This is a genomic window from Escherichia sp. S10b, from assembly GCF_028421345.1.
Taxonomy (GTDB): domain Bacteria; phylum Pseudomonadota; class Gammaproteobacteria; order Enterobacterales; family Enterobacteriaceae; genus ECMA0423.
The window spans coordinates 1-26,897 of record NZ_JAHZSO010000010.1 but is presented as its reverse complement, the minus strand read 5'-3'; the positions used below and the strand labels follow the sequence as shown (position 1 = coordinate 26,897).

Here is a 26,897-nt window from a genome sequence, read left to right as displayed (position 1 = left end):
TTCTTGTTCATTAAGTCACCTATTTTGTGTTGTGGTGAGAATATCACCTTTCATCAGGTGGCCAAATTTAGTGTGCCACTACATGTCTGTGAAGGGGAAATGTATCTGCTCGGTACGGTGCTTTCGCATTTTCTGTCGCTGTACGCCAGCGTTAACTCATTCCACATGCTGACCGTTGTGAACACAGAAAGCCAGGAGACATGGAAATGGACGGAAAGAACCGGGCAGCATCCTCTTATCTGAGTCCGGGAAATCCCTCGGCAGATAAAGAGCAGAATGAGCCGCTGGCACAGGTTTTTCATAACGCCTGCTCTTACAATTTTTTTGCGATGGCGGAGCTGTTGCACCGCCTGGCACAGGGTGAAAAGGGGACGCCAGAATTATCCCTGCGCGACGATCCGACACAGGAAACCCTGCGTTTCAGCGCCGATGCCAGCCTTGCGTTTCCCCTGAGTGATATCAGTGCGCTGAAACGGGATACGTCAGGGGCATTCAGGATGACCACCACCTTTATGGGGTTACAGGGGAGCCAGTCGCCTCTCCCCGGTTATTACCTCGATCACCTGGCCTGGAAAGCGGTACATGAACAAAGTCCGGTAGGTGATTTTCTGGATATGTTCAGCCACCGCCTGACCCAGTTTGTCTGGCATATCTGGCGTAAGTACCGCTATCACATCAGTTTTCGTAACGGCGGTGTGGATGCGTTCTCGCAGCGCATGTACTCCCTTGTCGGGCTGGGCCACCGCCAGCTTCGCGATAAGCTGGCGATTAATCACAGCAAAATGCTGGCGTATTCCGGGATCCTGGCAAACCCGGGGCGATCCCCGGAAATTATCTGTGGCCTGGTGTCCCACTGCTTTGATTTGTCAGAAGTGACGCTGCAAAACTGGCAGCGTCGCAAGGTGGATATTGAACCGGATCAGCAAAATAGTCTGGGGAGCTATTCACTTAAAAATGGCGAAAAACTGGCGGGAAGATCGGTACTGGGCAACTTTGTTCTGGGTACACGGGTGCCCGATCTCAGCGGAAAATTCCAGCTCAGTATTACCAGCCTGACCCGAAAACAGTTCCTCTCTTTTCTGCCGTCCGGCGAAAACTTCCTGCCACTGACGATGTTTGTGTCCTTCATCCTGCGCGATCAGCTTGCCTGGGACTTACATCTGGGGCTGGCGCCGGAGCAGGTGGGCGCAATGCGCCTGGGCGATAACAAAAGTGCGCTGCTGGGCTGGACCAGCTTCCTCGGCACACCGGAAGAACGACCCTCAGTCACCATCAGGGTACGGTCGTAAATTATGATAATCACGGAGCAGAATATGCCGGAAGAGAAACTACAGACGCTTTCATTGCAGGTCATTAACGGCAGTGAGCTGGAAAGCGGACGGGCGGCGCGCTGTCTGTTCACACAGCAGGGAAATGTCGGCCATGGCCCCGAATGCCACTGGTCGGTACAGGATCGTCAGCAGAGCATTCCGGCCCAGGCTTTTACCGTTATCCTGCACGATGGCACATTTTGTCTGCGCCCGCAGACGGCACAACTGTGGCTGAATCAGGCAAAAGTCACAGCAACATCAGACCTAATACAGTTGCGCCAGGGCGATGAGATCCAGATCGGACGGCTGATGGTGAGGGTTCATCTGAACCGGGGAGATATTCCCCATTACGATGAGGAAATGGCCACTCCCGAAACCATCGTTACCAATCGCGATATGCTCACGGATACCCTGCTATCAACGGAGGGTACGCCACACTATCCGGGAATGACTCACCGGCACCAACTTGCAGACACCGTGGTAAACGGTTTTTCTGCCGATCCACTCCAGGCACTTCAGTCCGAAAGCCTGATTACCACGGGCGATCCGCTTTCAGGCATTGCGGCTGTCCGGCCATCGGCACCGCTGTCCGATCCGGCAAGTAATGGGGGGATCAATACTCCGTTTATGGATCTGCCGCCCATTTATGCCAGCCCCGGCGATCGTAATGACGACGTCTCTGCGGCAGAAATGGCGCAACGCCACCTTGCGGTCACCCCCTTACTGCGCGGTCTTGGCGGCTCGCTTACCATGAGCAATTCCGACGATGCGGATGATTTTCTGGAGGAGGCCGGACGAACGTTACAGGCCGCAATAAAAGGTCTGCTCGATTTGCAGCAGCAGCGTAACAGCCTCTCAGACAAACATTTGCGCCCGCTGGAAGATAACCCGCTGCGCCTGAACATGGATTACGCCACCGCGCTCGACGTAATGTTTGCCGAAGGTAAAAGCCCGGTACATCTGGCGGCTCCCGCCGCCGTCAGTGAAAGCCTGCGCAATGTCCGCCACCACGAAGAAGCTAACCGGGCAGCGATTGTGGAGTCGCTTCGTGTCCTGCTGGATGCTTTCTCACCACAAAATCTGCTGCGCCGCTTTGTGCAGTACCGCCGCAGCCATGAACTGCGCCAGCCGCTGGATGATGCCGGAGCATGGCAAATGTACAGCCATTATTACGAAGAACTGGCCTCCGATCGCCAGCAGGGGTTTGAGATGCTGTTTAACGAGGTCTACGCCCAGGTCTATGACCGGGTGCTTCGTGAAAAACAGCGGGAGCCGGAAGCATGAACAGGAAGGCGTTTCTGGCCTGCGTGCTGATGTGCGTCATATTAACCGGCTGCGAAACGGCGAAAAAAATCAGTGAGGTGATCAAAAACCCGGATATCCAGGTCGGGAGCCTGAAGGAGCAACCTTCGGAAATAACCGTCACCCTGCTGACCGAACCGGACACCAATACCAATGCGGAAGGTGAATCAGCCGCCGTGGATGTGCAACTGGTGTACCTGACTGACGACTCAAAATTGCTGGCAGCCGACTATGACCAGATAGCCAGTACGCCGCTACCGGATGTGCTGGGTAAAAACTATATCGACCACCAGGATTTCAACCTGTTGCCGGACACCATCAAAACCCTGCCGCCGGTAAAGCTGGATGAGAAAACGCAGTTTATTGGTGTCGTGGCCTATTTCTCCGATGACCAGGCCACTGAATGGAAACAAATCGAGACGGTGGAAGGAACCGGCCACCATTACCGCCTGCTGGTGCATGTACGTCAAAGCAGCATCGAAATGAAAAAAGAGGATGAATAATTATGGCAACCACCCGCAACAAGGTGATGTGGCAGGAAGGGATGCTGATGCGCCCACACCATTTCCAGCAACAGCAGCGTTACAACGACTACCTGGATAACCAGCGTTTCCGGGCCATGAATGATTTATCCTGGGGATTTACCGAACTCACCCTCAACAATGAACTGCTGGCGCAGGGTAAGATCATGATTGACAGCGCGTCAGGCACACTGCCCGACGGCACCGTCTTTTCTATCCCCGACCAGGACGCACTGCCCGATCCGCTGCACCCGCAAAATTTTCCGGACGAAAGAAGCCGCAATATCTACCTCGCTCTGCCGGTCGCCAGTGATGTGAGAAATGAAATCAGCGACGGACGGCGAATCGGGCGTTACCGGCTGAATTATGCCGATGTCCGGGATTTGCATTCAGAAGAAGGTGACGCGCGAACATTGACGCTGGGTCAACTGACGCCGCGCATTATGAGCGGTGCAGAAGATATGAGCGCCTATATTACGCTCCCGCTTTGCCGTATCAGCGATCGCCATGCCGATGGCTCCCTGACGTTGGATGACGATTTTATCCCCTCCTGCCAGAATATTCAGGTCAGTAAGAAACTGCGTGTTTATCTCAAAGAGGTACAGGGGGCCATTGGCGGACGGGCAAGCGATCTGGCAAACCGTATTGGCTCTCCGGCGCAGAGCGGCATCGCGGATGTGGCGGAATTTATGATGTTGCAGTTACTTAACCGTAACCAGACCCGGTTTACCCATCGCGCCCGCCGATCCCAGCTCCACCCGGAAGATTTCTACCTTGATCTTGCTGGGTTGCTGGGTGAACTGATGACCTTTACCGAGCCGTCGCGCCTGCCCTGCCCGCTTGATGTGTATGATCATCATGATCTGACCAAAACATTTAAAACACTGTTACCGGAAGTCAAACGGGCGCTACATACCGTACTGTCGCCAAGAGCGGTCAATCTGCCGCTGCATCTGCGTGACGGTATCTGGCAGGCCGATATCCATGACACAGAACTGCTGCAATCTGCCACCTTTGTGCTGGCCGTGGCGGCAAACGTGCCGGTCGATCAGATCCAGCGTCAGTTTATCCAGCAGTCGAAAATTTCCTCGCCGGAAAAAATCCGCAATATGGTCAGTGTGCAGATCCCCGGTATTCCATTGCGTGCCCTTATGGTGGCTCCCCGCCAGCTTCCTTATCATTCCGGGTTCAGCTATTTCGAACTCGACAAGAGCGGACAGGCCTGGACAGAAATGGCTGCCGCCGGGGCCGTTGCACTGCATGTATCCGGCAGTTTCCCGGATCTGAACATGCAACTGTGGGCGATAAGAGGGTAAGACGATGGATGAGGGGTCACTGTCTCTGCCACCATTTACCGGATACGACGAAAAAAGCCAGCGCAACTACCATCTCGCGCTTCGTGGCAACAGCCTGAATCCGATGATCGACGCGGCCACGCCGCTACTCGGTATGGTAATGCGCCTTTCAACCATGAACAGCCAGACGATGCCGGAGCATCTTTTTGCTCAGGTGGTGACGGATGTTCAGGCCGTGGAGCAACTGCTTCAGGAGCAGGGCTACGAACCGGGCGTGATTATCTCGTTTCGCTACATCCTCTGCACGTTTATTGATGAAGCGGCGCTCGGTAACGGCTGGTCAAACAAGAACGAGTGGATCAAGCAGTCATTGCTGGTCCATTTCCACAACGAAGCCTGGGGTGGAGAGAAAGTTTTCATCCTGCTGGAGCGCCTGATCCGTGAACCCAAACGTTACCAGGATCTGCTGGAATTTCTCTGGATCTGTTTTTCTCTGGGATTTCGCGGGCGCTACAAAGTGGCAGCACAGGATCAGGGGGAATTTGAGCAGATCTACCGCCGTCTGTACCACGTTCTGCATAAACTGCGCGGCGATGCCCCTTTCCCGCTGTTACACCAGGACAAAAAAACCCAGGGCGGGCGTTATCAGCTCATCAGTCGCCTGACTGTTAAACATATTTTTTGTGGTGGCGTTGTCGTGCTGGCGTTGTTTTACCTGTTCTATCTGTTGCGGCTGGACAGCCAGACGCAGGACATCCTGCACCAGCTAAACAAATTACTTCGATAAGGACGTTTATGATCCAGATTGATCTTCCCACGCTGGTAAAACGGCTGAACCTGTTCTCCCGCCAGGCGCTGGAGATGGCCGCCTCTGAATGTATGAGTCAGCAGGCAGCGGAAATTACCGTCAGCCATGTGCTCATTCAGATGCTCACCATGCCACGCAGTGACCTGCGGGTTATTACCCGCCAGGGCGATATTGGCATGGAAGAGTTGCGCCAGGCGCTGACGGTAGAGAACTACACAACCGCCCGTTCTGCGGACAGCTACCCGGCGTTTTCCCCGATGCTGGTTGAGTGGCTGAAAGAGGGCTGGCTGCTGGCGTCGGCTGAGATGCAGCACAGCGAACTGCGCGGCGGCGTGTTGCTGCTGGCCCTGCTGCATTCGCCGCTGCGTTATATACCGCCTGCTGCCGCCCGGCTGTTGACCGGCATTAACCGTGACCGTCTGCAACAGGACTTTGTGCAGTGGACACAGGAGTCGGCGGAATCAGTCGTGCCGGATGCAGACGGTAAAGGCGCAGGCACAATGACGGACGCCTCTGACACCCTGCTTGCCCGCTATGCCAAAAACATGACCGCAGACGCCCGTAACGGCAGGCTTGACCCGGTACTGTGCCGCGACCACGAAATCGACCTGATGATCGACATTCTCTGCCGCCGCCGTAAAAACAACCCGGTGGTGGTGGGCGAAGCGGGCGTGGGCAAAAGCGCACTGATTGAAGGGCTGGCGCTGCGCATCGTGGCAGGCCAGGTGCCGGACAAGCTGAAAAACACCGATATCATGACCCTTGACCTGGGCGCATTGCAGGCCGGGGCGTCGGTGAAGGGTGAATTCGAAAAACGTTTCAAAGGGCTGATGGCGGAGGTCATTTCCTCCCCGGTGCCGGTCATTCTGTTTATCGACGAAGCACATACCCTGATTGGCGCGGGCAACCAGCAGGGCGGGCTGGATATCTCCAACCTGCTCAAACCGGCGCTGGCGCGCGGCGAGCTGAAAACCATCGCCGCCACCACCTGGAGCGAGTACAAAAAATACTTCGAAAAAGATGCCGCCCTGTCGCGCCGCTTCCAGTTGGTGAAGGTCAGCGAACCCAACGCTGCCGAAGCCACCATTATTCTGCGCGGTCTGTCGGCGGTCTATGAACAGTCTCACGGCGTGCTGATTGATGATGACGCCTTGCAGGCCGCTGCGACATTAAGCGAGCGTTATCTCTCCGGGCGTCAGTTACCGGACAAAGCGATTGATGTGCTGGATACCGCCTGCGCCCGTGTGGCCATCAACCTGTCGTCGCCGCCGAAGCAAATCTCGGCGCTGACCACTCTGAGCCACCAGCAGGAGGCGGAAATTCGCCAGCTTGAGCGCGAGCTTCGCATCGGACTGCGTACCGACACATCACGGATGACCGAGGTGCTGGTGCAGTATGATGAAACGCTGACGGCGCTGGATGAACTGGAAGCGGCCTGGCACCAGCAGCAGACGCTGGTCCGGGAGATTATTGCGCTGCGCCAGCAGTTACTGGGCGTGGCAGAGGACGATGCGGCGCCGTTGCCGGACGCAGATACCGTGGAGGATACGCAGCCAGAGTCAGAGTCAGAGTCAGAGTCAGAGTCAGAGTCAGAGTCAGAGTCAGAGTCAGAGTCAGAGTCAGAGTCAGAGTCAGAGTCAGAGCAGGATAATACCGGTGCCGAACCGGCTGATGAAGCTGGCAGCGAACAGCCGGAAGAGACCGCTGAAACAGTTTCCCCGGTACAACGTCTGGCACATCTCACTGCCGAACTGGACGCCCTGCATAACGACCGGTTGCTGGTTTCCCCGCACGTCGATAAAAAACAGATTGCGGCGGTGATTGCCGAATGGACCGGCGTGCCGCTTAACCGCCTGTCGCAGAATGAAATGTCGGTCATCACCGACCTGCCAAAATGGCTCGGCGACACCATCAAAGGCCAGGACCTGGCGATTGCCAGCCTGCACAAACACCTGCTGACCGCACGCGCCGACCTGCGCCGTCCGGGACGCCCGCTGGGCGCGTTCCTGCTGGCTGGCCCCAGCGGCGTGGGTAAAACTGAAACCGTCCTGCAACTGGCAGAGCTGCTCTACGGCGGTCGCCAGTACCTGACCACCATCAATATGTCCGAGTTCCAGGAGAAACATACCGTCTCGCGACTGATTGGCTCCCCTCCGGGCTACGTTGGCTACGGTGAAGGCGGCGTACTGACCGAAGCGATTCGCCAGAAACCCTACTCGGTAGTACTGCTCGATGAAGTGGAAAAAGCGCACCCGGATGTGCTCAACCTGTTCTACCAGGCGTTCGATAAGGGCGAAATGGCAGACGGTGAAGGCCGCCTGATTGACTGCAAAAATATCGTCTTCTTCCTGACGTCCAACCTCGGCTACCAGGTAATAGTCGAGCATGCCGATGACCCGGAAACCATGCAGGAAGTACTGTATCCGGTGCTGGCCGACTTCTTCAAACCTGCCCTGCTGGCGCGTATGGAAGTGGTGCCGTACCTGCCGCTGTCGAAAGAGACGCTCGCCACCATCATTGCCGGGAAACTGGCCCGCCTGGATAACGTGCTGCGCAGCCGCTTTGGCGCGGAGGTGATTATAGAACCGGAAGTGACGGACGAAATCATGAGCCGCGTCACCCGCGCGGAAAACGGCGCGAGGATGCTGGAATCGGTCATCGACGGCAATATGCTGCCGCCGCTCTCCCTGCTGCTGTTGCAGAAAATGGCGGCGAATACGGCGGTTGCCCGGATTCGGTTGTCGGCAGTGGACGGCGCATTTACGGCAGACGTGGAAGATGCTCAGAACGACGAGTCCGTCACAAAGGATGAAACGGTTTTATGAGCAGGTTGCGCGTTTTCCGGCAGACAGGATGGTTTATCGCGGGCCTGATGACGGGCTTACCCGCCACTGCCGCGCCCGCAGAAGCATCGTCAATGGCCGGTGTGGCGGTCGCCGTCGCCACCACGACCCCGCCGGATGCGACAGCCACGTTACAGGCCATGCAGTCCTGTCGGCGGGAGTCCGCGGCGCTGGAGCGGCTTGACTGCTATGACCGCCTGCTGGCACCGCTGTCCCCGTCAGGGTTTGACGGGGCGCTGGTCAAAGCCGGTTTTGTGGGCGAAGCCTGGACCCGCGCCACGGAACAGGAAAAACACCGCCAGGGCAACACCACAGAGCTGCTGGTGACGCAGGTGCCGGGGGAGCGCCCGACGGTGGTGATAACCACCCCGGCTATCGGTCATGTTCCGCCACGCCCGGTGCTGATGTTCAGTTGCGTGGACAATATCACCCGGATGCAGGTGGCGCTGATGCACCCTCTGGATGTCCATGATATCGCCGTCACTCTGAATGCCGACAACCGGGCATTGCGCAGCCACTGGTTTGTGCGCGAGAACGGCACCCTGCTGGAGTCCAGCCGGGGGTTATCCGGGATTGATGAAATTAAGCAACTGTTCGGCGCAAAAACGCTGACGGTGGATACCGGCGCAGACAATGCCGCCGGAAAGCTGACCTTTAACATTGACGGGCTGGCAAGGGCGATTGCTCCCCTGCGCGATGCCTGCCACTGGGCGGGAGAATAAAAATATGGCAATGGACTTACGCGATCCGAATGTCTGGATATCGCACCTGCTGGAAAACCTGCCGGAAGAGAAACTGGCATCGGCGCTGAAAGATGACAACCCGAACTGGGAGTATATCGACGGCGAAATCGTCAAGCTGGGATCGCTGGCCCACAGTCAACTGGATATCCCGGAACTCCAGCGCCGGGGGCTGGTCATTCTGGCTTCGGAGAGTAAGGATTTTCGTCTGCTGGCGCATCTGCTGAGAACCCTGCAACACGCCGGTGATCCTCATCTCGCATTGCGCCTGCTGGCGCTGTATGTGGAGCATTACTGGGCGGTGGCTGCGCCGCAGAATATGGCGCATAAAAAACGCTTTGCCAGCCAGGTCATTAAACGCTTTGAAACAGGTATTGAAGTTTTTTCACAGAACGCCGCCACAGCGCAGCGCGATGCGCTGTCAGGGGAACTGGCAAAACTGGCGCAATGCTGGCAGTCACATAACGCCCCGGAACTGGCACAGGCTACTGATGATCTTTTTGCCCTGTACCAGCGTGCGTTTAATCGTGCGGCACCGGCTCCTGTCCCCACTCCGGCGGCCTCCGGTAGTTCACCACAGACCACCGCCACGTCTGAAAGCGGCGTGACGCAACCCAGTGCTCCGGCTCCCCAAATCGTCATCGACAGTCACGACGACAAAGCCTGGCGCGACACGCTGTTAAAAGTGGCGGCCATTTTATGTGAACGCCAGCCGGATTCACCGCAGGGCTACCGTCTGCGCCGCCATGCGCTTTGGCAGAACATCACCAGTACGCCCCAGGCGGAAAGCGATGGCCGTACTCCACTGGCTGCGGTCTCCGCCGATATGGTGGCAGATTACCATGCTCAGCTCGGTAGTGCCGATATGGCGCTGTGGCAGCAGGTGGAGAAAAGCGTACTGCTGGCTCCTTACTGGCTGGATGGTCACTGCCTTTCTGCACAGACGGCGCTGCGTCTGGGTTACAAACAGGTGGCAGACGCCATCCGCGATGAGGTCATCCGCTTCCTTGAGCGTCTGCCCCAGCTTACCGGGCTGCTGTTTAATGACCACACACCGTTTATCAGTGAGCAGACGAAACAATGGCTGGCAGCTTCGCCCGACGCCAAAGTTGCACCGGTTGCGCAAATCGGTGAGGAATCGAAGGCAGCCAGAGCCTGTTTTGCTGAGCAGGGTCTGGAGGCGGCGCTGCGATATCTGGACATGCTACCCGAAGGCGATCCCCGCGATCAGTTTCACCGCCAGTACCTTGCCGCACAGTTGACGGAAGAGGCGGGGCTGGTACAGCTTGCGCAGCAGCAGTACCGGATGTTGTTCAGGATGGGATTGCAGATGATGGTGGCAGACTGGGAGCCGTCCCTGCTTGAGCAGCTAGAACAAAAATTCACGGCAGAACAATAAAAGAGAACAGGAGTTTTTGTGTTCAGATTACCAACACCCCGACTACTCAGCGGACTCAAATCAGCCCTGCGACCGGCGATGCCCCGGTTTAAAGTCTCTGCTTTCTGGCTGCTGATACTGGCGTGGATTTTTCTGCTGGTGTGGATCTGGTGGAAAGGCCCGACGTGGACGCTGTATGAAGAACAGTGGCTCAAACCACTGGCGAACCGCTGGCTGGCAACGGCGGCGTGGGGGATTATTGCCCTGATGTGGCTTACCGTCCGGGTGATGAAGCGCCTGCAACAGCTTGAAAAAATGCAAAAGCAACAGCGCGAGGAAGCCGTTGATCCGCTCAGCGTGGAACTGAACGCCCAGCAGCGTTATCTTGACCGCTGGCTGCTGCGCCTGCAACGCCATCTCGACAACCGCCGTTTCCTGTGGCAGTTGCCGTGGTATATGGTCATCGGCCCGGCGGGCAGTGGCAAAACGACACTGCTGCGCGAGGGGTTTCCGTCCGACATTATTTATGCCCCGGAGGGCGCACGCGGCGCAGAACAACGCCTGTACCTCACGCCCCATGTCGGTAAACAGGCGGTGATCTTTGATATCGACGGCACACTCTGCGCTCCCGCTGATGCGGATATCCTGCATCGCCGTCTGTGGGAACATGCCCTCGGCTGGCTGAAAGAAAAGCGCGCGCGCCAGCCGCTGAATGGGATTATTCTGACACTCGATTTACCCGATCTGCTTACCGCAGACAAACGCCGCCGCGAGCATCTGTTACAGGCGCTGCGCAGCCGCTTGCAGGATATACGCCAGCATCTTCACTGCCAGTTACCGGTTTACGTGGTACTTACCCGGCTTGATTTATTGCAGGGTTTTGCCGCCCTGTTTCAGTCCCTGAACAGACAGGATCGCGATGCGATTCTGGGCGTCACGTTCACCCGCCGTGCCCATGAAAATGATGACTGGCGAACAGAGTTGAATGCTTTCTGGCAGACATGGGTGGATCGAATGAATCTGGCGTTGCCGGATCTGATGGTCGCTCAGACTCACACCCGCGCGTCTTTATTCAGTTTTTCCCGCCAGATGCAGGGAAGCCGTGAACCGCTGGTGTCACTGCTTGAGGGTCTGCTTGATGGCGAAAATATGAACGTGATGCTGCGTGGTGTCTATCTCACCTCTTCGCTTCAGCGTGGACAGATGGATGATATATTCACCCAGTCTGCCGCCCGCCAGTACCGGCTGGGCAATAACCCACTGGCGTCCTGGCCCCTGGTGGACACCGCGCCTTATTTCACCCGCAGCCTGTTCCCGCAGGCATTACTCGCAGAGCCTAATCTGGCAACAGAGAGCCGCGCCTGGCTGATACGTTCCCGTCGCCGCCTGACGGTTTTCTCTGCCACAGGCGGCGTGGCAGCACTGCTGCTCATCACCGGCTGGCATCACTATTACAACGGTAACTATCAGTCTGGCATCACCGTGCTTAAGCAGGCCAAAGCCTTTATGGACGTGCCGCCTCCGCAGGGGGAAGATGACTTTGGCAACCTGCAACTGCCGCTCCTGAACCCGGTACGCGATGCCACACTGGCCTATGGCGACTGGGGCGACCGCAGCCGTCTGGCCGATATGGGACTGTACCAGGGACGACGTATCGGGCCTTATGTGGAACAGACCTATCTGCAACTGCTGGAGCAACGTTACCTGCCCTCGCTGTTTAACGGGCTGGTCAAAGAGCTGAACGCCGCGCCGCCGGAGAGTGAAGAAAAACTCGCGGTGCTGCGCGTGATGCGAATGCTGGAGGACAAAAGCGGACGTAACAATCAGGTGGTGAAGCAGTATATGGCAAAACGCTGGAGCGAAAAGTTCCACGGTCAGCGCGATATCCAGGCACAACTGATGTCCCATCTTGACTACGCGCTGGCTCATACTGACTGGCACGCAGAGCGTCAGGCGGGCGACGGTGACGCCATCAGCCGCTGGACGCCATATGACAAGCCCGTGGTATCAGCACAGAAAGAACTGAGCAAACTGCCTGTCTACCAGCGGGTTTACCAGAGCCTGAAAACGCGGGCGCTGGGCGTTCTTCCTGCCGACCTCAATCTGCGTGACCAGGTAGGGCCAACCTTTGACCAGGTGTTTACATCTGCCGATGACAACAAACTGGTTGTTCCACAGTTTCTTACCCGTTACGGCCTGCAAAGCTATTTTGTAAAACAGCGCGATGAACTGGTTGAACTGACGGCGATGGATTCCTGGGTACTTAACCTTACCCGCAGCGTGAAATACAGTGACGCCGACCGCGCGGAAATCCAGCGCCAGTTGACCGAGCAGTATATCAGCGACTACACCGCCACCTGGCGGGCCGGGATGGACAATCTGAATATCCGCAATTTTGAGTCCATCGGACAACTGACCGGGGCGCTGGAGCAGGTTATCAGCGGCGACCAGCCTTTGCAGCGGGCGCTAACCGTGCTGCGTGACAACACACAGCCAGGCGTCTTTTCTGAAAAACTCTCTGCCAAAGAACGGGAGGAAGCCCTGGCAGAGCCGGATTACCAGTTACTCACCCGCCTCGGGCATGAATTCGCCCCGGAAAACAGTACCCTGGCAGTACAGAAAGACAAAGAAAGCACGATGCAGGCCGTGTATCAGCAACTCACCGAGTTGCACCGCTACCTGCTGGCAATCCAGAACGCGCCTGTACCAGGAAAATCGGCGCTGAAAGCCGTGCAGTTACGGCTTGATCAGAACAGCAGCGATCCGATATTCGCCACCCGCCAGATGGCAAAAACGCTGCCTGCTCCGCTCAACCGCTGGGTTGGCAGGCTGGCTGACCAGGCCTGGCATGTGGTGATGGTGGAGGCTGTTCATTATATGGAAGTGGACTGGCGCGACAGCGTGGTGAAACCGTTTAACGAGCAACTGGCAAATAACTATCCGTTTAATCCGCGTTCTGCACAGGATGCCTCACTGGATGCCTTCGAACGCTTCTTTAAACCGGATGGCATACTGGATACCTTCTACCAGCAGAACCTGAAGCTGTTTATCGATAATGACCTGAGTCTGGAGGATGGCGATAACAACGTCATTATTCGCGAAGATATTATTGCGCAACTGGAAACTGCGCAGAAAATCCGTGACATCTTCTTCAGCAAACAGAACGGTCTGGGAACATCCTTTGCCGTGGAAACGGTATCGCTTTCAGGCAATAAACGCCGCAGTGTACTGAACCTTGACGGTCAGTTAGTCGATTACAGCCAGGGCCGTAACTATACCGCCCATCTGGTCTGGCCTAACAACATGCGCGAAGGCAACGAAAGTAAGCTGACGCTCATCGGCACCAGCGGCAACGCGCCGCGCAGTATCAGCTTCAGCGGGCCGTGGGCGCAGTTCCGCCTGTTCGGGGCCGGACAACTGACCGGAGTACAGGATGGCAACTTTACCGTGCGCTTTAGCGTGGACGGTGGCGCGATGACCTACCGTGTGCATACCGACACGGAAGATAACCCGTTCAGCGGTGGGTTGTTCAGCCAGTTTGGTCTGTCAGACACACTGTACTGAGGAGGCAGGGATGAATAGTAACGTACTGACACAAACTATCGTTACCGGCAGTGACCCGCGCGGGCTGCCGGAATTCAGCGCCATCCGCGAGGAAATAAACAAAGCCAGCCACCCGTCACAGCCTGAGCTGAACTGGAAACTGGTGGAGTCGCTGGCGCTGGCGATTTTTAAAGCCAACGGTGTGGATTTACACACCGCCACCTACTATACGCTTGCCCGGACACGGACCCAGGGACTGGCGGGATTCTGCGAAGGTGCGGAACTGCTGGCGGCAATGGTAAGCCACGACTGGGATAAGTTCTGGCCGCAGGGCGGCCCGGCGCGTACTGAAATGCTGGACTGGTTTAACTCCCGAACCGGCAATATTCTGCGTCAGCAAATCTCCTTTGCGGAATCCGACCTACCACTGATCTACCGCACAGAGCGGGCATTGCAGCTTATCTGCGATAAGCTCCAGCAGGTGGAACTGAAGCGCGTTCCGCGCGTGGAGAATCTGCTCTATTTTATGCAGAACACGCGTAAACGGCTTGGACCCCAGCTGAAGAGTAACACTGAGAACGCCGCACAGACCACGGTCAGAACGCTGATTTATGCCCCGGAAACACAGGCATCTTCCACACCAGAAGCGGTAGTGCCTCCCCTGCCCGGCCTGCCTGAGATGAAAGTGGAAGTTCGCAGTCTGACAGAGAATCCCCCACAGGCCAGTGTGATAAATCAAGGCAGTACGGTAAGAGGGTTTATCGCAGGGATCGCCTGTTCAGTGGCTGTCGCCTCAGCATTGTGGTGGTGGCAGGTCTATCCGGTGCAGCAGCAACTGTTACAGGTTAACGACACCGCTCAGGGCGCAGCAACGGTGTGGATGGCCTCACCTGAACTCGAAAACTATGAGCGCAGGCTGCAACAACTTCTTGATACCTCCCCGGTACAGCCGCTGGAAACCGGGATGCAGATGATGCGTGTTGCCGACAGTCGCTGGCCGGAAAGCCTGCAACAGCAACAGGCCTCGACACAATGGAATGAGGCACTCAAAACCCGCGCACAGAGTAGCCCGCAGTTGCGTGGCTGGTTGCAGACCCGCCAGGACTTACATGCTTTTGCAGATCTAGTGATGCAGCGCGAGAAAGAGGGACTAACCCTTTCCTATATCAAAAATGTCATCTGGCAGGCGGAGCGGGGACTGGGGCAGGAAACACCCGTTGAGTCTCTGTTGACGCAGTACCATGATGCCCGTGCGCAGAAGCAGAATACAGATGCGCTGGAAAAACAAATTAATGAGCGACTCGAAGGCGTGTTAAGCCGCTGGCTGCTGCTGAAGAATAACGTCATGCCAGAGGCGGCAACCGGTACCACGGCCGAAAAATAATTATTTAATTAAAGGAGATTATCATGGCAAATATAAGTTATTTATCTTTGAGTGGAGAGACACAAGGGCTAATTTCAGCAGGTTGCTCAACGCTTGATTCTGTCGGAAACAAAGCGCAGCCAGAACATAAAGATCAGATCATGGTTTATGCGTTAATGCATTCCATCTCAAGAAGTCAAAATGTCAATCATCATGAATTAATTATCACCAAACCGGTTGATAAATCCTCACCATTGCTGGCAAAAGCACTTAGTGACAATGAAAAAATGGCAATATGTGAATTTATACTCTACCGAACCAGTAAAGCGGGTATTTACCAGCCTTATTATAAAATAAATCTGTCAAAAGCCCGAATATCAAGTATTGATTTTGTCACACCGCATGCTGTCCTGGAAAAAGAACTGGAACCACAGGAGAGAATTGCCTTTATTTATGAAGATATTTCCTGGGAGCATACGTTAGCCGGTACGAATGCAATGAGTAAATGGCAGGATCGTGTACAGTAACTTACTGTAATAACATAATAAATTACTATTGCGGAGAGATAAAATGGCTGGTTTAAGGAGTAACAACAACACACAGAATGCACAGTGGGCTGATTATGTGGGTGACATTCTTCGGGGGGCTCAGCCGATAAACCAGCTAGTACCTCAGCACCCTTATCTTAACGACGTCCCACTCATTGATGAGTTAAGGCATCAGAACACTCATCATGTTATTCTCTTGACACTTGATGTTGCAAAAAAAATACTCAGCCCAATAACATCATTTGATTACATTCATTTTATCACTACACATCCTTCAGGTATAAAAGATACACTCGCCTGGTTAGTTAACGCGAGTAAATTAATGACTGAGTTTGATGACAATGGGAAAATTATATTTAACCTTAATGCCTTAAAGTATACAAAAGCAAGTTACTTTGAAATACTTGGAGAGAAATATATAAAAATCACAACATCCAGCCCCTTGCTTTTAGAAAAGCTCGGTAAATATATTTTCTCTTCACGAGCGCCTCAAGTTCTGGAACTCGCTATTGGCTGGCGAGGAGCTTTATCTGAATCAATAAAAGGAGTTAAGTTCTGTATCTGGTTTTCAGTAGCCTGGAGAACCATAGAATTTATTATGAGTTCAGAGCGAGATCTGGTTAATTTTCTTGGCGATTTTTCAATGGATGTGGCCAAAGCAGTTATAGCCGGTGGTGTTGCAACCGCTATTGGAAGCCTGGCTTCTTTTGCCTGTGTTAGCTTTGGCTTTCCAGTAATTCTTGTCGGAGGAGCAATTTTACTGACAGGGATAGTGTGTACAGTTGTTTTAAATGAAATCGATGCTCAATGCCATTTATCAGAAAAATTAAAATATGCAATTAGAGATGGACTAAAACGGCAACAGGAACTTGATAAATGGAAAAGGGAAAACATGACTCCATTTATGTATGTTCTTAACACTCCACCCGTGATATGAGGATTAACCATGCGTTTACATGTTAAATTAAAAGAGTTTCTTTCGATGTTTTTTATGGCCATATTATTTTTCCCTGCATTCAATGCTTCTTTGTTTTTTACCGGAGTTAAACCTCTATATTCAATAATAAAATGCTCCACGGAAATATTTTATGATTGGAGAATGTTGATTCTGTGCTTTGGTTTCATGTCGTTTTCCTTTTTAAATGTTCATGTAATTTTACTTACGATAATAAAATCATTCTTAATCAAAAAAACGAAGGTAGTCAATTTCGCCACAGACATAACAATACAGCTAACTCTTATATTTTTACTAATAGCTATCGTAATAGCACCTTTAATAGCTCCTTTTGTCACAGGATATGTCAATGCTAATTATCACCCCTGCGGTAATAATACGGGGATTTTCCCAGGAGCAATCTATATTAAAAATGGCATGAAATGTAATAATGAATATATTTCTCGCAAGGAAGATTCAGCAGTTAAATAATTAAATATTCTAAAACAAACAGTTTTTAACTCCGGATTCCATGTCCTTTCTTGCACTGTCTTTGTCAAGAAAAATTTCTTATGCAAAGAATTTTGTATTATTGCCGCCAGAAATTCCTGGCGGCAGATATAATTTATTATTGATAGCGGTTAACCAAATCTTTTACCATCGCTTTATAGGTCTTTTGCTTAAGTTGCATGATTTGCTGCTCTGTCATATCAGTCGTACTGGCTTCATTCTTGTCGGGCAATGGTGGAAGCACTTTATATTCATAATTCACCGGCGACCAGGTAGCCCACTCACCTGTTGCCACATCCACCAGCGTGAAACGTACCAGGTAGCGCAGGGAGATAGCGTCGGTGAGTTTTTCATTTTTATAGTCGGACCATACTGTTGATTTCAGCGCAGAGTCATATTTTCCTGTCTGCAATGTATCCTGGTAAACAATAATCGCTTTCTGATGTCCTTTTGCAGCCACAAAACGCAGTGCCTGCATCCAGTTCATATTCTCAGCACTGGCAACATCCTCGTTCTCATTTTTATCTTTGTTTTTGTTACAAGTCAGAGGCTTTTGCCTGTCCGGGATACCAGAGAGTGTGGAAACAGTATAATATTTTCGCATCTCCTCCTGCATAATGGTTTCCGGTGCGCGGTTGCCGGATTGAACAAGTATTACAGGAGAATTAAGGGGAACGCGGAACTCATCTCCATCAAGCGCAGCTTGAATATCCTCTTCGGATACGGCCAGAGTGGTTTCATTACCGAATAAATCTTTGTCTGTCAGTTGCTGGGGAGTGTTTTTATTAATATTACTTTGTGTGACTTGAGCTTTTTTCTTCTTTTCATCAATAGAAGATTCAGAGGCACATCCTGCAAGCAGCGAGAATAACACACATATGCAACAAAGCTTTTTTGAATTCATAATTGGACACTCCCTCGCCTGTCATAATCATGGTAATGTTTAGCTAACGATTTTTAATTATATACTCCACTTGAATCAGAACAAACAAAAATAACAGTATATATAAATTCATTAAATCAATAGAAAAATGAAAATCATAACATTCAAATATATTTAAATTGAATGATTCGATAGTATGATTAAATATTAATGATATGGTCTACCATATGTGATTAACACATTTACAGCATAACAAAACCATAGACCGAAGAAATAGCGGGATTTAAATGCAAAAAAACCGCAAAATTAAAAATCTTGCGGTTCTCTGAACTCATTTTCATGAGTGAATTTGGCGGAACGGACGGGACTCGAACCCGCGACCCCCTGCGTGACAGGCAGGTATTCTAACCGACTGAACTACCGCTCCGCGTTGTGTTCCGTTGGGAACGAGGCGAATATTACGGATTGCCTCACCCTTCGTCAACGGTTTTTCTCATCTTTTGAATCGTTTGCTGCAAAAATCGCCCAAGCCGCTATTTTTAGCGCCTTTTACAGGTATTTATGCCCGCCAGAGGCAGCTTCCGCCCTTCTTCTCCACCAGATCAAGACGGGCTTCATGAGCTGCAAGCTCTTCATCTGTCGCAAAAACAACGCGTAACTTACTTGCCTGACGTACAATGCGCTGAATTGTTGCTTCACCTTGTTGCTGCTGTGTCTCTCCTTCCATCGCAAAAGCCATCGACGTTTGACCACCGGTCATCGCCAGATAAACTTCCGCAAGGATCTGTGCATCGAGTAATGCCCCGTGTAGCGTTCGTTTACTGTTATCTATTTCGTAGCGGGCACATAACGCATCGAGGCTGTTGCGCTTACCAGGAAACATTTTCCTCGCCACCGCAAGGCTATCGGTGACCTTACAGAAGGTATTGGTCTTCGGAATATCGCGCTTAAGCAACGAAAACTCGTAGTCCATAAAGCCGATATCGAACGCTGCGTTATGGATCACCAACTCCGCGCCGCGGATATAGTCCATGAACTCATCGGCTACTTCGGCAAACGTGGGCTTATCGAGCAAAAATTCATCGGCAATACCATGTACGCCAAAGGCTTCCGGATCCACCAGCCGATCGGGTTTGAGATAAACATGGAAGTTATTGCCCGTCAGGCGACGGTTCACCACTTCAACGGCACCAATCTCAATGATCTTGTGGCCTTCATAGTGCGCACCAATCTGGTTCATACCGGTGGTTTCGGTATCGAGAACGATCTGGCGTGTAATTGCAGTGCTCATAGCGGTCATTTATGTCAGACTTATCGTTTTACAGTTCGATTCAATTACAGGAAGTCTACCAGAGATGCTTAAACAGGTAGAAATTTTCACCGATGGTTCGTGTCTGGGCAATCCAGGACCTGGGGGTTACGGCGCTATTTTACGCTATCGCGGACGCGAGAAAACCTTTAGCGCAGGCTACACCCGCACCACCAACAACCGTATGGAGTTGATGGCCGCTATTGTCGCGCTGGAGGCGTTAAAAGAACATTGCGAAGTCATTTTGAGTACCGACAGCCAGTATGTCCGCCAGGGTATCACCCAGTGGATCCATAACTGGAAAAAACGTGGCTGGAAAACCGCAGACAAAAAACCAGTAAAAAATGTCGATCTCTGGCAACGTCTTGATGCTGCCCTAGGGCAACATCAAATCAAATGGGAATGGGTTAAAGGCCATGCCGGACACCCGGAAAACGAACGCTGTGATGAACTGGCTCGTGCTGCGGCAATGAATCCCACACTGGACGATACGGGCTACCAAGTCGAAGTTTAAGCTTGTGGTTTACGACATTGCCGGGTGGCTCCAACCGCCTGGCGAATTCGTGGCTTGTTTTTACTCTGTTTCATCGGGTTTAGCGTTAAAGGAATAGTCCGTTTCCGGGCAACAATAAGTTGTAAGCAACCAAGCGCAGGAATATGCGCATTCAATAGTTTTCCTCCGTGTTTGTTCCACGGGAGAACGTGGAAACGGCTGGCGTGCAGCACTTCAAAATTCAACAAAGAGAGCCAGTCCAGTTGCCGCATCAGAGTAAACATCCGGCTGTTATAGGGCGAGGTTTTTCGCAATACCGGCACAAGTTTGCGTAATCCCATTAAACTAATGGGATTGAAGCCACTAATCACCAGCCAGCCATCATCAATCAATACCCGATCGGTTTCACGCAATAAACGATGCGGATCGGTGCACCACGGCAATGTATGTGCCAGTAGACAAACATCAACGGATTTATCGGCAAAAGGAAGATGAAGTGGATCCGCCTGCACCTGGACGGGCATTCCTTGCGCAGAAACATTCACTTGATGAGAAACCGCGCACGCTTCGCAATTGATTTCTGCGCTTAAATTGCCAATCTTAAGCAGATGAAAACCATACATTTTAGTGAACCACGGGTTGAGCTGGCGCTCCAGCGCCTTGCGATAAAGCTCTCCCCAGGGCAAATCGCCCCAGCGATCAGGAGCCACGACAGTTTGAGGGACTCTTGCCGGTTTCATCACAACCTTCCGTTTCACACTAAGAGGTAATCTATGAATCTTAACAGTATTCCCGCCTTTGATGACAATTACATCTGGGTTTTGAATGATGAAGCAGGTCGCTGCCTGATTGTCGATCCCGGAGACGCAGAGCCAGTATTAAACGCCATTGCCGCCAATAACTGGCAACCGGAGGCCATATTTCTCACCCACCATCATCACGATCACGTTGGCGGCGTAAAAGAACTGGTGGAAAAGTTTCCGCAAATTGTGGTGTATGGTCCACAAGAGACACAAGATAAGGGAACAACACAGGTAGTCAAAGATGGCGAAACTGCCTTCGTTTTGGGGCATGAATTTAGTGTAATTGCCACACCGGGTCACACTTTAGGACATATCTGTTACTTCAGTAAACCTTATCTATTTTGCGGCGACACGCTGTTTTCTGGTGGGTGTGGTAGGTTGTTTGAAGGGACAGCATCACAAATGTATCAATCACTTAATAAGTTAAGTGCGTTACCTGACGATACATTGGTATGTTGTGCTCATGAATATACGTTATCAAATATGAAGTTTGCTTTGAGTATTCTTCCGCACGATTTGTCCATAAATGATTATTATCGTAAAGTTAAGGAGTTACGGGCAAAAAATCAAATAACACTACCCGTAATTCTGAAAAATGAGCGGCAAATTAATGTTTTTTTAAGAACGGAAGATATTGATTTAATTAATGTAATTAATGAAGAAACATTATTGCAACAACCTGAAGAGCGTTTTGCATGGTTAAGGTCAAAGAAAGATAGGTTCTGATAAAACTTTCTTGTCATCGGCTCCGTTCGCCGTTATGATCGGTCGTCTTTTAAGCAACTATTGACACACACATGAAGGCAAAAGCGATATTACTCGCCTCTGTCCTGCTCGTGGGTTGCCAGAGTACCGGCAACGTTCAACAGCACGCACAGAGCCTTTCTGCAGCTGGTCAAGGGGAAGCAGCAAAGTTTACAAGTCAGGCACGATGGATGGACGATGGGACGTCTATCGCGCCAGATGGTGACTTGTGGGCTTTCATTGGCGACGAGCTAAAGATGGGAATTCCGGAAAATGACCGGATTCGCGAACAGAAACAGAAATATTTACGCAATAAGAGCTATCTCCACGATGTAACTTTACGGGCAGAGCCGTATATGTACTGGATAGCCGGGCAAGTTAAAAAACGTAACATGCCTATGGAACTGGTACTACTACCCATAGTGGAGAGCGCTTTTGATCCTCACGCAACGTCTGGCGCCAATGCCGCAGGCATCTGGCAGATCATTCCGAGCACGGGGCGCAATTATGGTTTGAAACAGACCCGCAATTATGACGCGCGTCGCGATGTTGTTGCTTCAACAACTGCCGCGCTGAACATGATGCAGCGTCTGAACAAGATGTTTGACGGCGACTGGCTTCTGACCGTAGCGGCTTATAACAGCGGCGAAGGTCGGGTCATGAAGGCAATTAAAACGAACAAAGCGCGTGGGAAATCCACGGACTTCTGGTCGTTACCGTTGCCGCAGGAAACGAAGCAGTACGTGCCTAAAATGCTGGCATTGAGTGATATTCTCAAAAACAGCAAGCGTTATGGCGTACGTCTGCCAACGACCGATGAAAGCCGTGCTCTGGCGCGTGTGCACCTGAGCAGCCCGGTTGAAATGGCGAAGGTTGCAGATATGGCGGGGATTTCCGTCAGCAAGCTGAAGACATTCAACGCTGGCGTGAAAGGCTCCACGCTGGGCGCAAGTGGTCCGCAATACGTGATGGTGCCAAAGAAGCATGCAGATCAACTGCGTGAATCTCTCGCTTCAGGCGAAATTGCTGCTGTACAGTCGACGCTGGTTGCCGACAATACGCCGCTTAACAGCCGTGTTTACACCGTACGCTCTGGCGACACGCTTTCAAGTATCGCTTCACGTCTCGGCGTAAGCACCAAAGATTTGCAGCAGTGGAACAAACTGCGCGGATCTAAGCTGAAGCCAGGCCAAAGTTTGACGATTGGTGCAGGCAGTAGCGCACAGCGACTGGCAAACAACAGCGATAGCATTACGTATCGTGTGCGCAAAGGCGATTCGCTTTCAAGCATTGCTAAACGCCACGGCGTGAACATCAAAGATGTGATGCGCTGGAACAGCGACACTGCGAATCTGCAACCAGGCGACAAGCTGACGTTGTTTGTGAAAAACAACAACATGCCAGATTCCTGACAAACCAGATAATAAAAAGGCACCGATTCCCCCGGTGCCTTTTTTATTTATGCTGCTTTATGTGCTTCTACCATGATGATATCACTGGTGAAAGAGCCATCATTCTGCAAGGCAAAATACGTTCTCACCTCTGTCGATGCGCTCTGTTGGTAAATGCGAATAGCGTCTACTAACGCTTCTGGCGTACGCATTCTCGCGACCCATGAAGAAAATTCCAGCGGTAACTTATCTGTAATTAAATTATCAACTATCAGATTGGCTTCATTGATTAACCTCAACCACTCACCGCTGGCGTAGTTTCGTACGTGAGAGGTATCGCGTAATGCTTCTACCGTCTGTAACCAGATGTCGCGCACTGGATGACCCGGAGACATTACGTCCATCACAATCATCCTACCGCCAGGTTTCAATATCCTATTCACTTCTCGCAGTGCTGCACCAACATCATGCCAGTGATGGGCAGAATAACGGCTGATAACAATATCAAATGCGTTATCGGCAAATGGCAGACTTTCGGCATAACCCTGGCGGGTGGTGATATTTTTCAGTTGCCGGGCTTCGGCAGCTTGTGCCACGACATCCAGCATTTGGGCAGATAAGTCATACGCCACCACCGCGCTCACGTTCTGCGCAGCGACAAAGCTGGCATGCCCTGCTCCGCAGCCCATATCAAGTACACTTGTATCAGGATAATCAGCCAGACGCACCGCCAGGCGCTGTAAATCTCGCCCGGATGCATGTACGGTACTGGTTAAATACTCACTGGCCTGCGAGCTAAACTGCTTTTCTACGTGGTCATGGTGGGATTGTGTTGTCATTGCGCTGTCCTTTTGTTATTTGAGTATAAAAGGGCAGCGCCAAACTTTGGTCTGCCCTGTGGCAGACCTGACATACCTTATTTATCAGGTTTGCCGGGACTGAATTCAACGAGTAGCGGATTGTGATCGGAAGCGCGCGTAACCAGTACAGAAGCTTCGCTGACGTTCAGACCACGGTAGAAAACAAAATCGAGCGGACGGCCAAACGCCCGACGGCGCTGATCGTCGGTAAAACGCACCTGGCGCAGCGACATTTCCCGCGCAAAGCGATATAACGCGTTCATCCTTCTACGGCTCCAGGCATTGAAATCTCCCGCCATAATGACCGGGCCGCTGTGATGAGCTATCTGATCGCCAATAGGAAGTAACTGCTTACTATAAACATCCACGCCCAGACTGAAGTTGACGGCGTGTATATTAACCACCATCAACAGGCGGGTATCAGGTAATGGATAGACCGTCACCAGTGCCGACTTCGCCAGACGCAAAATGGGTTCTCGTTCACGTAACGGGCAGCAATACACTGGATGTGCCGCCGAAAGGGTCATTACGCCAGAAGGATGTTGTGGCAGTACGAAAGCGGGTACCTGATCGGCGGCAAGATAGTTAGCGGTCGCAAACTGTACTAACTCTGGCGTTGTCTGCGCTTCCTGCAATAACACCAGATGTGCATCTTTGCCGTAGTTCTTTAATACCGACAACCATTCAGCGCGTTGCTGTTTGTATATGTTCCACACCAGGATCCGAATACGCTCTTCGGTACTTAACGGTTCCCCAGGTGGTAATGCCTGGCCGATGCTCGCAAAAGACCCCGGCGGTAAGATCCTTTCCGCAGGTTGTCCGGCAATATAGCGCATGGCATAGGTGTTTTTTCGCACTTTTGACTTTGAAACCTCTATTACGTCAACCCTTCCGCACTCGGGAGGGTTCTACTGTTATAGGGATTTTAGCTCACTCTTTCAACGAGCAATTGTATATTGTTATGTAAGCAAGTGCTTACACCGGTCAGAATTTTGCTCATTGTTGAGAACATTAAATCGGATGACATATCACGCATCCTGATGGTTTAATGACAAATAAATTCAAAATATCTCTTCTATTTTGCAACAGGAGCAAAAATGAAAGCCACGTCGGAAGAACTCGCCATTTTTGTTTCGGTCGTCGAAAGCGGCAGCTTTAGCCGGGCAGCGGAACAATTAGGGCAAGCAAACTCAGCGGTAAGCCGGGCAGTGAAAAAGCTGGAGATGAAACTTGGCGTTAGCCTGCTTAATCGGACCACGCGACAACTTAGCCTGACGGAAGAAGGCGAGCGTTATTTTCGTCGCGTACAGTCAATTTTGCAGGAGATGGCAGCGGCAGAATCAGAAATTATGGAGACGCGTAATACACCGCGTGGACTGTTGCGCATCGATGCCGCAACTCCAGTGGTGCTGCACTTTCTGATGCCGTTGATTAAGCCTTTCCGTGAACGCTATCCGGAAGTCACTTTGTCGCTAGTCTCCTCCGAAACGATTATTAATTTGATCGAAAGAAAAGTTGATGTCGCGATACGCGCCGGTACGTTAACGGATTCCAGCTTACGTGCCAGGCCGTTATTTAATAGTTATCGAAAAATTATCGCCTCCCCCGATTATATTTCCCGCTACGGGAAGCCAGAAACGATCGACGATTTAAAGCAACATATTTGCCTGGGATTCACTGAACCCGCTTCCCTCAATACCTGGCCGATAGCCCGTAGCGATGGACAATTACATGAGGTGAAGTACGGTTTGTCATCCAATAGTGGGGAAACACTGAAACAGCTTTGCCTGAGTGGCAACGGGATTGCGTGTTTGTCCGACTACATGATCGACAAAGAAATCGCTCGCGGAGAATTGGTGGAGTTAATGGCAGATAAAGTGTTGCCAGTGGAAATGCCATTCAGTGCAGTCTATTACAGCGACCGTGCGGTAAGTACGCGCATCCGGGCTTTTATCGATTTCCTTAGCGAGCATGTAAAAACAGCTCCCGGAGGAGCTGTCAGAGAGGCTTAATCCCATTCAGGAGCCAGACCTTTCGGGCTAACCAGGCGGTCGTTGCAATCCAGGGCGGCGATCGCTTTTTTATCTTTGGCATCGAGCTGTAAATTTTGTGCCTTAAGATTACTTTCCAGGTTTTTACGTTTAGTAGAAGAAGGAATTACTGAGTAACCTTCCCCCATAGCCCACGCCAGAATCACTTGTGCCGGAGTCGCATTGTGTTTAGCTGCGATACGAGCAATAACCTCATCTTTCAGGGCCTTACCATACGCCAGCGTCATATAGGAAGTAATATGGATGCCGTGCTGTTTAGCCCAGGCAACCACTTTACGGTTTTGCAGATAAGGAGAGAGTTCAATCTGGTTAGTAGCGATGTTTTCAGCGCCAACAGCAGCAATCGCCTTTTCCATCAATGGGATCGTGAAGTTGGAAATACCGATCTCACGCGTCAGCCCTTGTTTTTTGGCTTCCAGCAGCGCCTGCATAAACTCTTCAACAGAGACTTCATCGTTTGGTGACGGCCAGTGGATTAGCGTCAGATCAACATAATCGGTACGCAATTTTTGCAGGCTCTCTTTCAGACTTGGGATCAATTTGTCTTTGCTGAGATTTTCAATCCAGATTTTAGTGGTGATGTAGAGTTCATGACGTGGCACGCCACTTTCTGCAATCGCCTGACCTACTGCGGCTTCGTTATCATAGATTTGTGCGGTATCAATTGCGCGATAACCAAGTTCAAGCGCCGTTTTCACAGATGAAATAACAACGTCGTCTTTCAGACGGAAAGTACCTAAACCAAATGCAGGGATAGCCATAATATGCCTCTTTTAATGCTATTTTCGTTAACTGAGGTGATTATGGGCTTCAGACTGTTGCGGAAAAAGAGCGTAAAACGCAGAGGATTTTTGCGATTCTGGCAATAATAGATATCCAGACGAAAAAAAACCTCGAGCGTTAACTCGAGGCTTCTTAATAAGTGGCGGAACGGACGGGACTCGAACCCGCGACCCCCTGCGTGACAGGCAGGTATTCTAACCGACTGAACTACCGCTCCACCGAATTCTTTTACAACCACCGGTTTTATGACCGGCTTACTGCTTAATTTGATGCCTGGCAGTTTATGAATCACTTCGTGATTCACCCTTCGGGCCGTTGCTTCGCAACGTTCAAAAGCTTTCGCTTTTGTCCTACTCTCTTATCGAGTAGTGAACTGCCTCAAAGATCAGTGCCATTCTTCGTAATTTGATGCCTGGCAGTTCCCTACTCTCGCATGGGGAGACCCCACACTACCATCGGCGCTACGGCGTTTCACTTCTGAGTTC

The 26,897-nt window shown here is 51.8% G+C and carries 24 protein-coding genes, 2 tRNA genes and 1 rRNA gene; 18 read left to right on the top strand and 9 right to left on the bottom strand.

Features of this window, described 5'->3' with window-relative positions:
* The 14 genes from FTE26_RS00905 to ykfM form a co-directional block, all read left to right on the top strand.
* Window positions 1-243, top strand: a 243-nt coding sequence (locus FTE26_RS00905; protein WP_272457363.1) for a type VI secretion system baseplate subunit TssF, incomplete at its 5' end; no start/stop codon positions are given.
* Complete coding sequence (gene tssG / locus FTE26_RS00900) at window positions 207-1,289, top strand: type VI secretion system baseplate subunit TssG (RefSeq protein WP_000348806.1); 1,083 nt, start codon at window positions 207-209, stop codon at window positions 1,287-1,289. The genes FTE26_RS00905 and tssG, both read left to right, overlap by 37 nt.
* A 24-nt stretch (window positions 1,290-1,313) precedes the next feature.
* Entirely contained in the window at window positions 1,314-2,594 is a 1,281-nt protein-coding gene (tagH, locus tag FTE26_RS00895; RefSeq protein ID WP_001113725.1) for a type VI secretion system-associated FHA domain protein TagH, read from the top strand.
* On the top strand, window positions 2,591-3,115 hold the full coding sequence (gene tssJ / locus FTE26_RS00890; protein ID WP_001080149.1) for a type VI secretion system lipoprotein TssJ: 525 nt from the start codon (window positions 2,591-2,593) through the stop codon (window positions 3,113-3,115). Before tagH ends, tssJ begins: the two co-directional genes overlap by 4 nt.
* Before the next feature lie 2 nt (window positions 3,116-3,117).
* The gene (gene tssK, locus FTE26_RS00885) at window positions 3,118-4,449 is read left to right on the top strand and encodes a type VI secretion system baseplate subunit TssK (RefSeq protein WP_000246437.1); all 1,332 of its coding nucleotides are present in this window, start codon (window positions 3,118-3,120) and stop codon (window positions 4,447-4,449) included.
* Window positions 4,450-4,453: 4 nt separating this feature from the next.
* Window positions 4,454-5,215, top strand: coding sequence for a type IVB secretion system protein IcmH/DotU (gene icmH / locus FTE26_RS00880; protein ID WP_000343302.1), 762 nt, complete (start codon window positions 4,454-4,456; stop codon window positions 5,213-5,215).
* 8 nt (window positions 5,216-5,223) lie between these two features.
* The gene (gene tssH, locus FTE26_RS00875) at window positions 5,224-8,061 is read left to right on the top strand and encodes a type VI secretion system ATPase TssH (RefSeq protein WP_072649719.1); all 2,838 of its coding nucleotides are present in this window, start codon (window positions 5,224-5,226) and stop codon (window positions 8,059-8,061) included.
* On the top strand, window positions 8,058-8,801 hold the full coding sequence (gene vasI / locus FTE26_RS00870; RefSeq protein ID WP_000088859.1) for a type VI secretion system-associated protein VasI: 744 nt from the start codon (window positions 8,058-8,060) through the stop codon (window positions 8,799-8,801). The genes tssH and vasI overlap by 4 nt, the downstream gene beginning before the upstream one ends.
* Before the next feature lie 4 nt (window positions 8,802-8,805).
* Window positions 8,806-10,218, top strand: coding sequence for a type VI secretion system protein TssA (gene tssA, locus FTE26_RS00865; RefSeq protein WP_001240530.1), 1,413 nt, complete (start codon window positions 8,806-8,808; stop codon window positions 10,216-10,218).
* A 108-nt stretch (window positions 10,219-10,326) separates the two neighbouring features.
* The gene (gene tssM / locus FTE26_RS00860; protein ID WP_122985420.1) at window positions 10,327-13,761 is read left to right on the top strand and encodes a type VI secretion system membrane subunit TssM; all 3,435 of its coding nucleotides are present in this window, start codon (window positions 10,327-10,329) and stop codon (window positions 13,759-13,761) included.
* A gap of 10 nt (window positions 13,762-13,771) precedes the next feature.
* Complete coding sequence (locus FTE26_RS00855) at window positions 13,772-15,124, top strand: VasL domain-containing protein (protein WP_001087754.1); 1,353 nt, start codon at window positions 13,772-13,774, stop codon at window positions 15,122-15,124.
* A 23-nt stretch (window positions 15,125-15,147) separates the two neighbouring features.
* The gene (locus tag FTE26_RS00850) at window positions 15,148-15,630 is read left to right on the top strand and encodes an Hcp family type VI secretion system effector (protein ID WP_001284199.1); all 483 of its coding nucleotides are present in this window, start codon (window positions 15,148-15,150) and stop codon (window positions 15,628-15,630) included.
* Between the two features lie 43 nt (window positions 15,631-15,673).
* Window positions 15,674-16,588: a hypothetical protein gene (locus FTE26_RS00845; RefSeq protein WP_000908077.1), complete on the top strand. Its 915-nt coding sequence runs from the start codon at window positions 15,674-15,676 to the stop codon at window positions 16,586-16,588.
* 9 nt (window positions 16,589-16,597) lie between these two features.
* Entirely contained in the window at window positions 16,598-17,077 is a 480-nt protein-coding gene (gene ykfM / locus FTE26_RS00840; RefSeq protein ID WP_001236649.1) for a protein YkfM, read from the top strand.
* A gap of 136 nt (window positions 17,078-17,213) precedes the next feature.
* On the opposite strand, the gene FTE26_RS00835 is transcribed toward ykfM, so the two are convergent.
* The 3 genes from FTE26_RS00835 to dnaQ form a co-directional block, all read right to left on the bottom strand.
* Complete coding sequence (locus FTE26_RS00835; RefSeq protein WP_001086145.1) at window positions 17,214-17,999, bottom strand: hypothetical protein; 786 nt, start codon at window positions 17,997-17,999, stop codon at window positions 17,214-17,216.
* Between the two features lie 329 nt (window positions 18,000-18,328).
* Window positions 18,329-18,405: transfer RNA gene (locus tag FTE26_RS00830), tRNA-Asp, on the bottom strand.
* Window positions 18,406-18,537: 132 nt separating this feature from the next.
* On the bottom strand, window positions 18,538-19,269 hold the full coding sequence (gene dnaQ / locus FTE26_RS00825) for a DNA polymerase III subunit epsilon (RefSeq protein WP_001297205.1): 732 nt from the start codon (window positions 19,267-19,269) through the stop codon (window positions 18,538-18,540).
* A gap of 64 nt (window positions 19,270-19,333) precedes the next feature.
* Here dnaQ and rnhA point away from each other — a divergent pair, with 64 nt between their 5' ends.
* On the top strand, window positions 19,334-19,801 hold the full coding sequence (gene rnhA, locus FTE26_RS00820; protein ID WP_000917881.1) for a ribonuclease HI: 468 nt from the start codon (window positions 19,334-19,336) through the stop codon (window positions 19,799-19,801).
* Here rnhA and FTE26_RS00815 read toward each other — a convergent pair.
* Window positions 19,798-20,520 carry a class I SAM-dependent methyltransferase gene (locus FTE26_RS00815; RefSeq protein ID WP_001297210.1) on the bottom strand — a complete coding sequence of 241 codons (723 nt, stop codon included), beginning with the start codon at window positions 20,518-20,520 and terminating at the stop codon, window positions 19,798-19,800. The two genes, rnhA and FTE26_RS00815, sit on opposite strands and share 4 nt — an antisense overlap.
* Before the next feature lie 33 nt (window positions 20,521-20,553).
* Between FTE26_RS00815 and gloB the strand changes: the two genes are divergently transcribed.
* Both gloB and mltD read left to right on the top strand, forming a co-directional pair.
* The gene (gloB, locus tag FTE26_RS00810) at window positions 20,554-21,309 is read left to right on the top strand and encodes a hydroxyacylglutathione hydrolase (protein WP_001052720.1); all 756 of its coding nucleotides are present in this window, start codon (window positions 20,554-20,556) and stop codon (window positions 21,307-21,309) included.
* 71 nt (window positions 21,310-21,380) lie between these two features.
* A complete protein-coding gene (mltD, locus tag FTE26_RS00805; RefSeq protein WP_000644685.1) occupies window positions 21,381-22,739 on the top strand; it encodes a murein transglycosylase D in 1,359 nt (452 codons plus the stop codon).
* A 47-nt stretch (window positions 22,740-22,786) separates the two neighbouring features.
* Here mltD and FTE26_RS00800 read toward each other — a convergent pair whose 3' ends face one another.
* Both FTE26_RS00800 and FTE26_RS00795 read right to left on the bottom strand, forming a co-directional pair.
* A complete protein-coding gene (locus FTE26_RS00800; RefSeq protein ID WP_000211726.1) occupies window positions 22,787-23,557 on the bottom strand; it encodes a class I SAM-dependent methyltransferase in 771 nt (256 codons plus the stop codon).
* Window positions 23,558-23,634: 77 nt separating this feature from the next.
* Window positions 23,635-24,435, bottom strand: coding sequence for an endonuclease/exonuclease/phosphatase family protein (locus FTE26_RS00795; RefSeq protein WP_001230963.1), 801 nt, complete (start codon window positions 24,433-24,435; stop codon window positions 23,635-23,637).
* Between the two features lie 240 nt (window positions 24,436-24,675).
* On the opposite strand from FTE26_RS00795, the gene yafC reads away from it, so the two are divergent.
* Window positions 24,676-25,590: a DNA-binding transcriptional regulator YafC gene (gene yafC / locus FTE26_RS00790; protein ID WP_000648572.1), complete on the top strand. Its 915-nt coding sequence runs from the start codon at window positions 24,676-24,678 to the stop codon at window positions 25,588-25,590.
* On the opposite strand, the gene dkgB is transcribed toward yafC, so the two are convergent.
* The 3 genes from dkgB to rrf all read right to left on the bottom strand — a co-directional run.
* Entirely contained in the window at window positions 25,587-26,390 is an 804-nt protein-coding gene (gene dkgB, locus FTE26_RS00785; protein ID WP_000997037.1) for a 2,5-didehydrogluconate reductase DkgB, read from the bottom strand. The two genes, yafC and dkgB, sit on opposite strands and share 4 nt — an antisense overlap.
* Before the next feature lie 162 nt (window positions 26,391-26,552).
* Window positions 26,553-26,629: transfer RNA gene (locus tag FTE26_RS00780), tRNA-Asp, on the bottom strand.
* A gap of 193 nt (window positions 26,630-26,822) precedes the next feature.
* Window positions 26,823-26,897 (bottom strand): 5S ribosomal RNA (gene rrf / locus FTE26_RS20130); the annotation flags it as partial.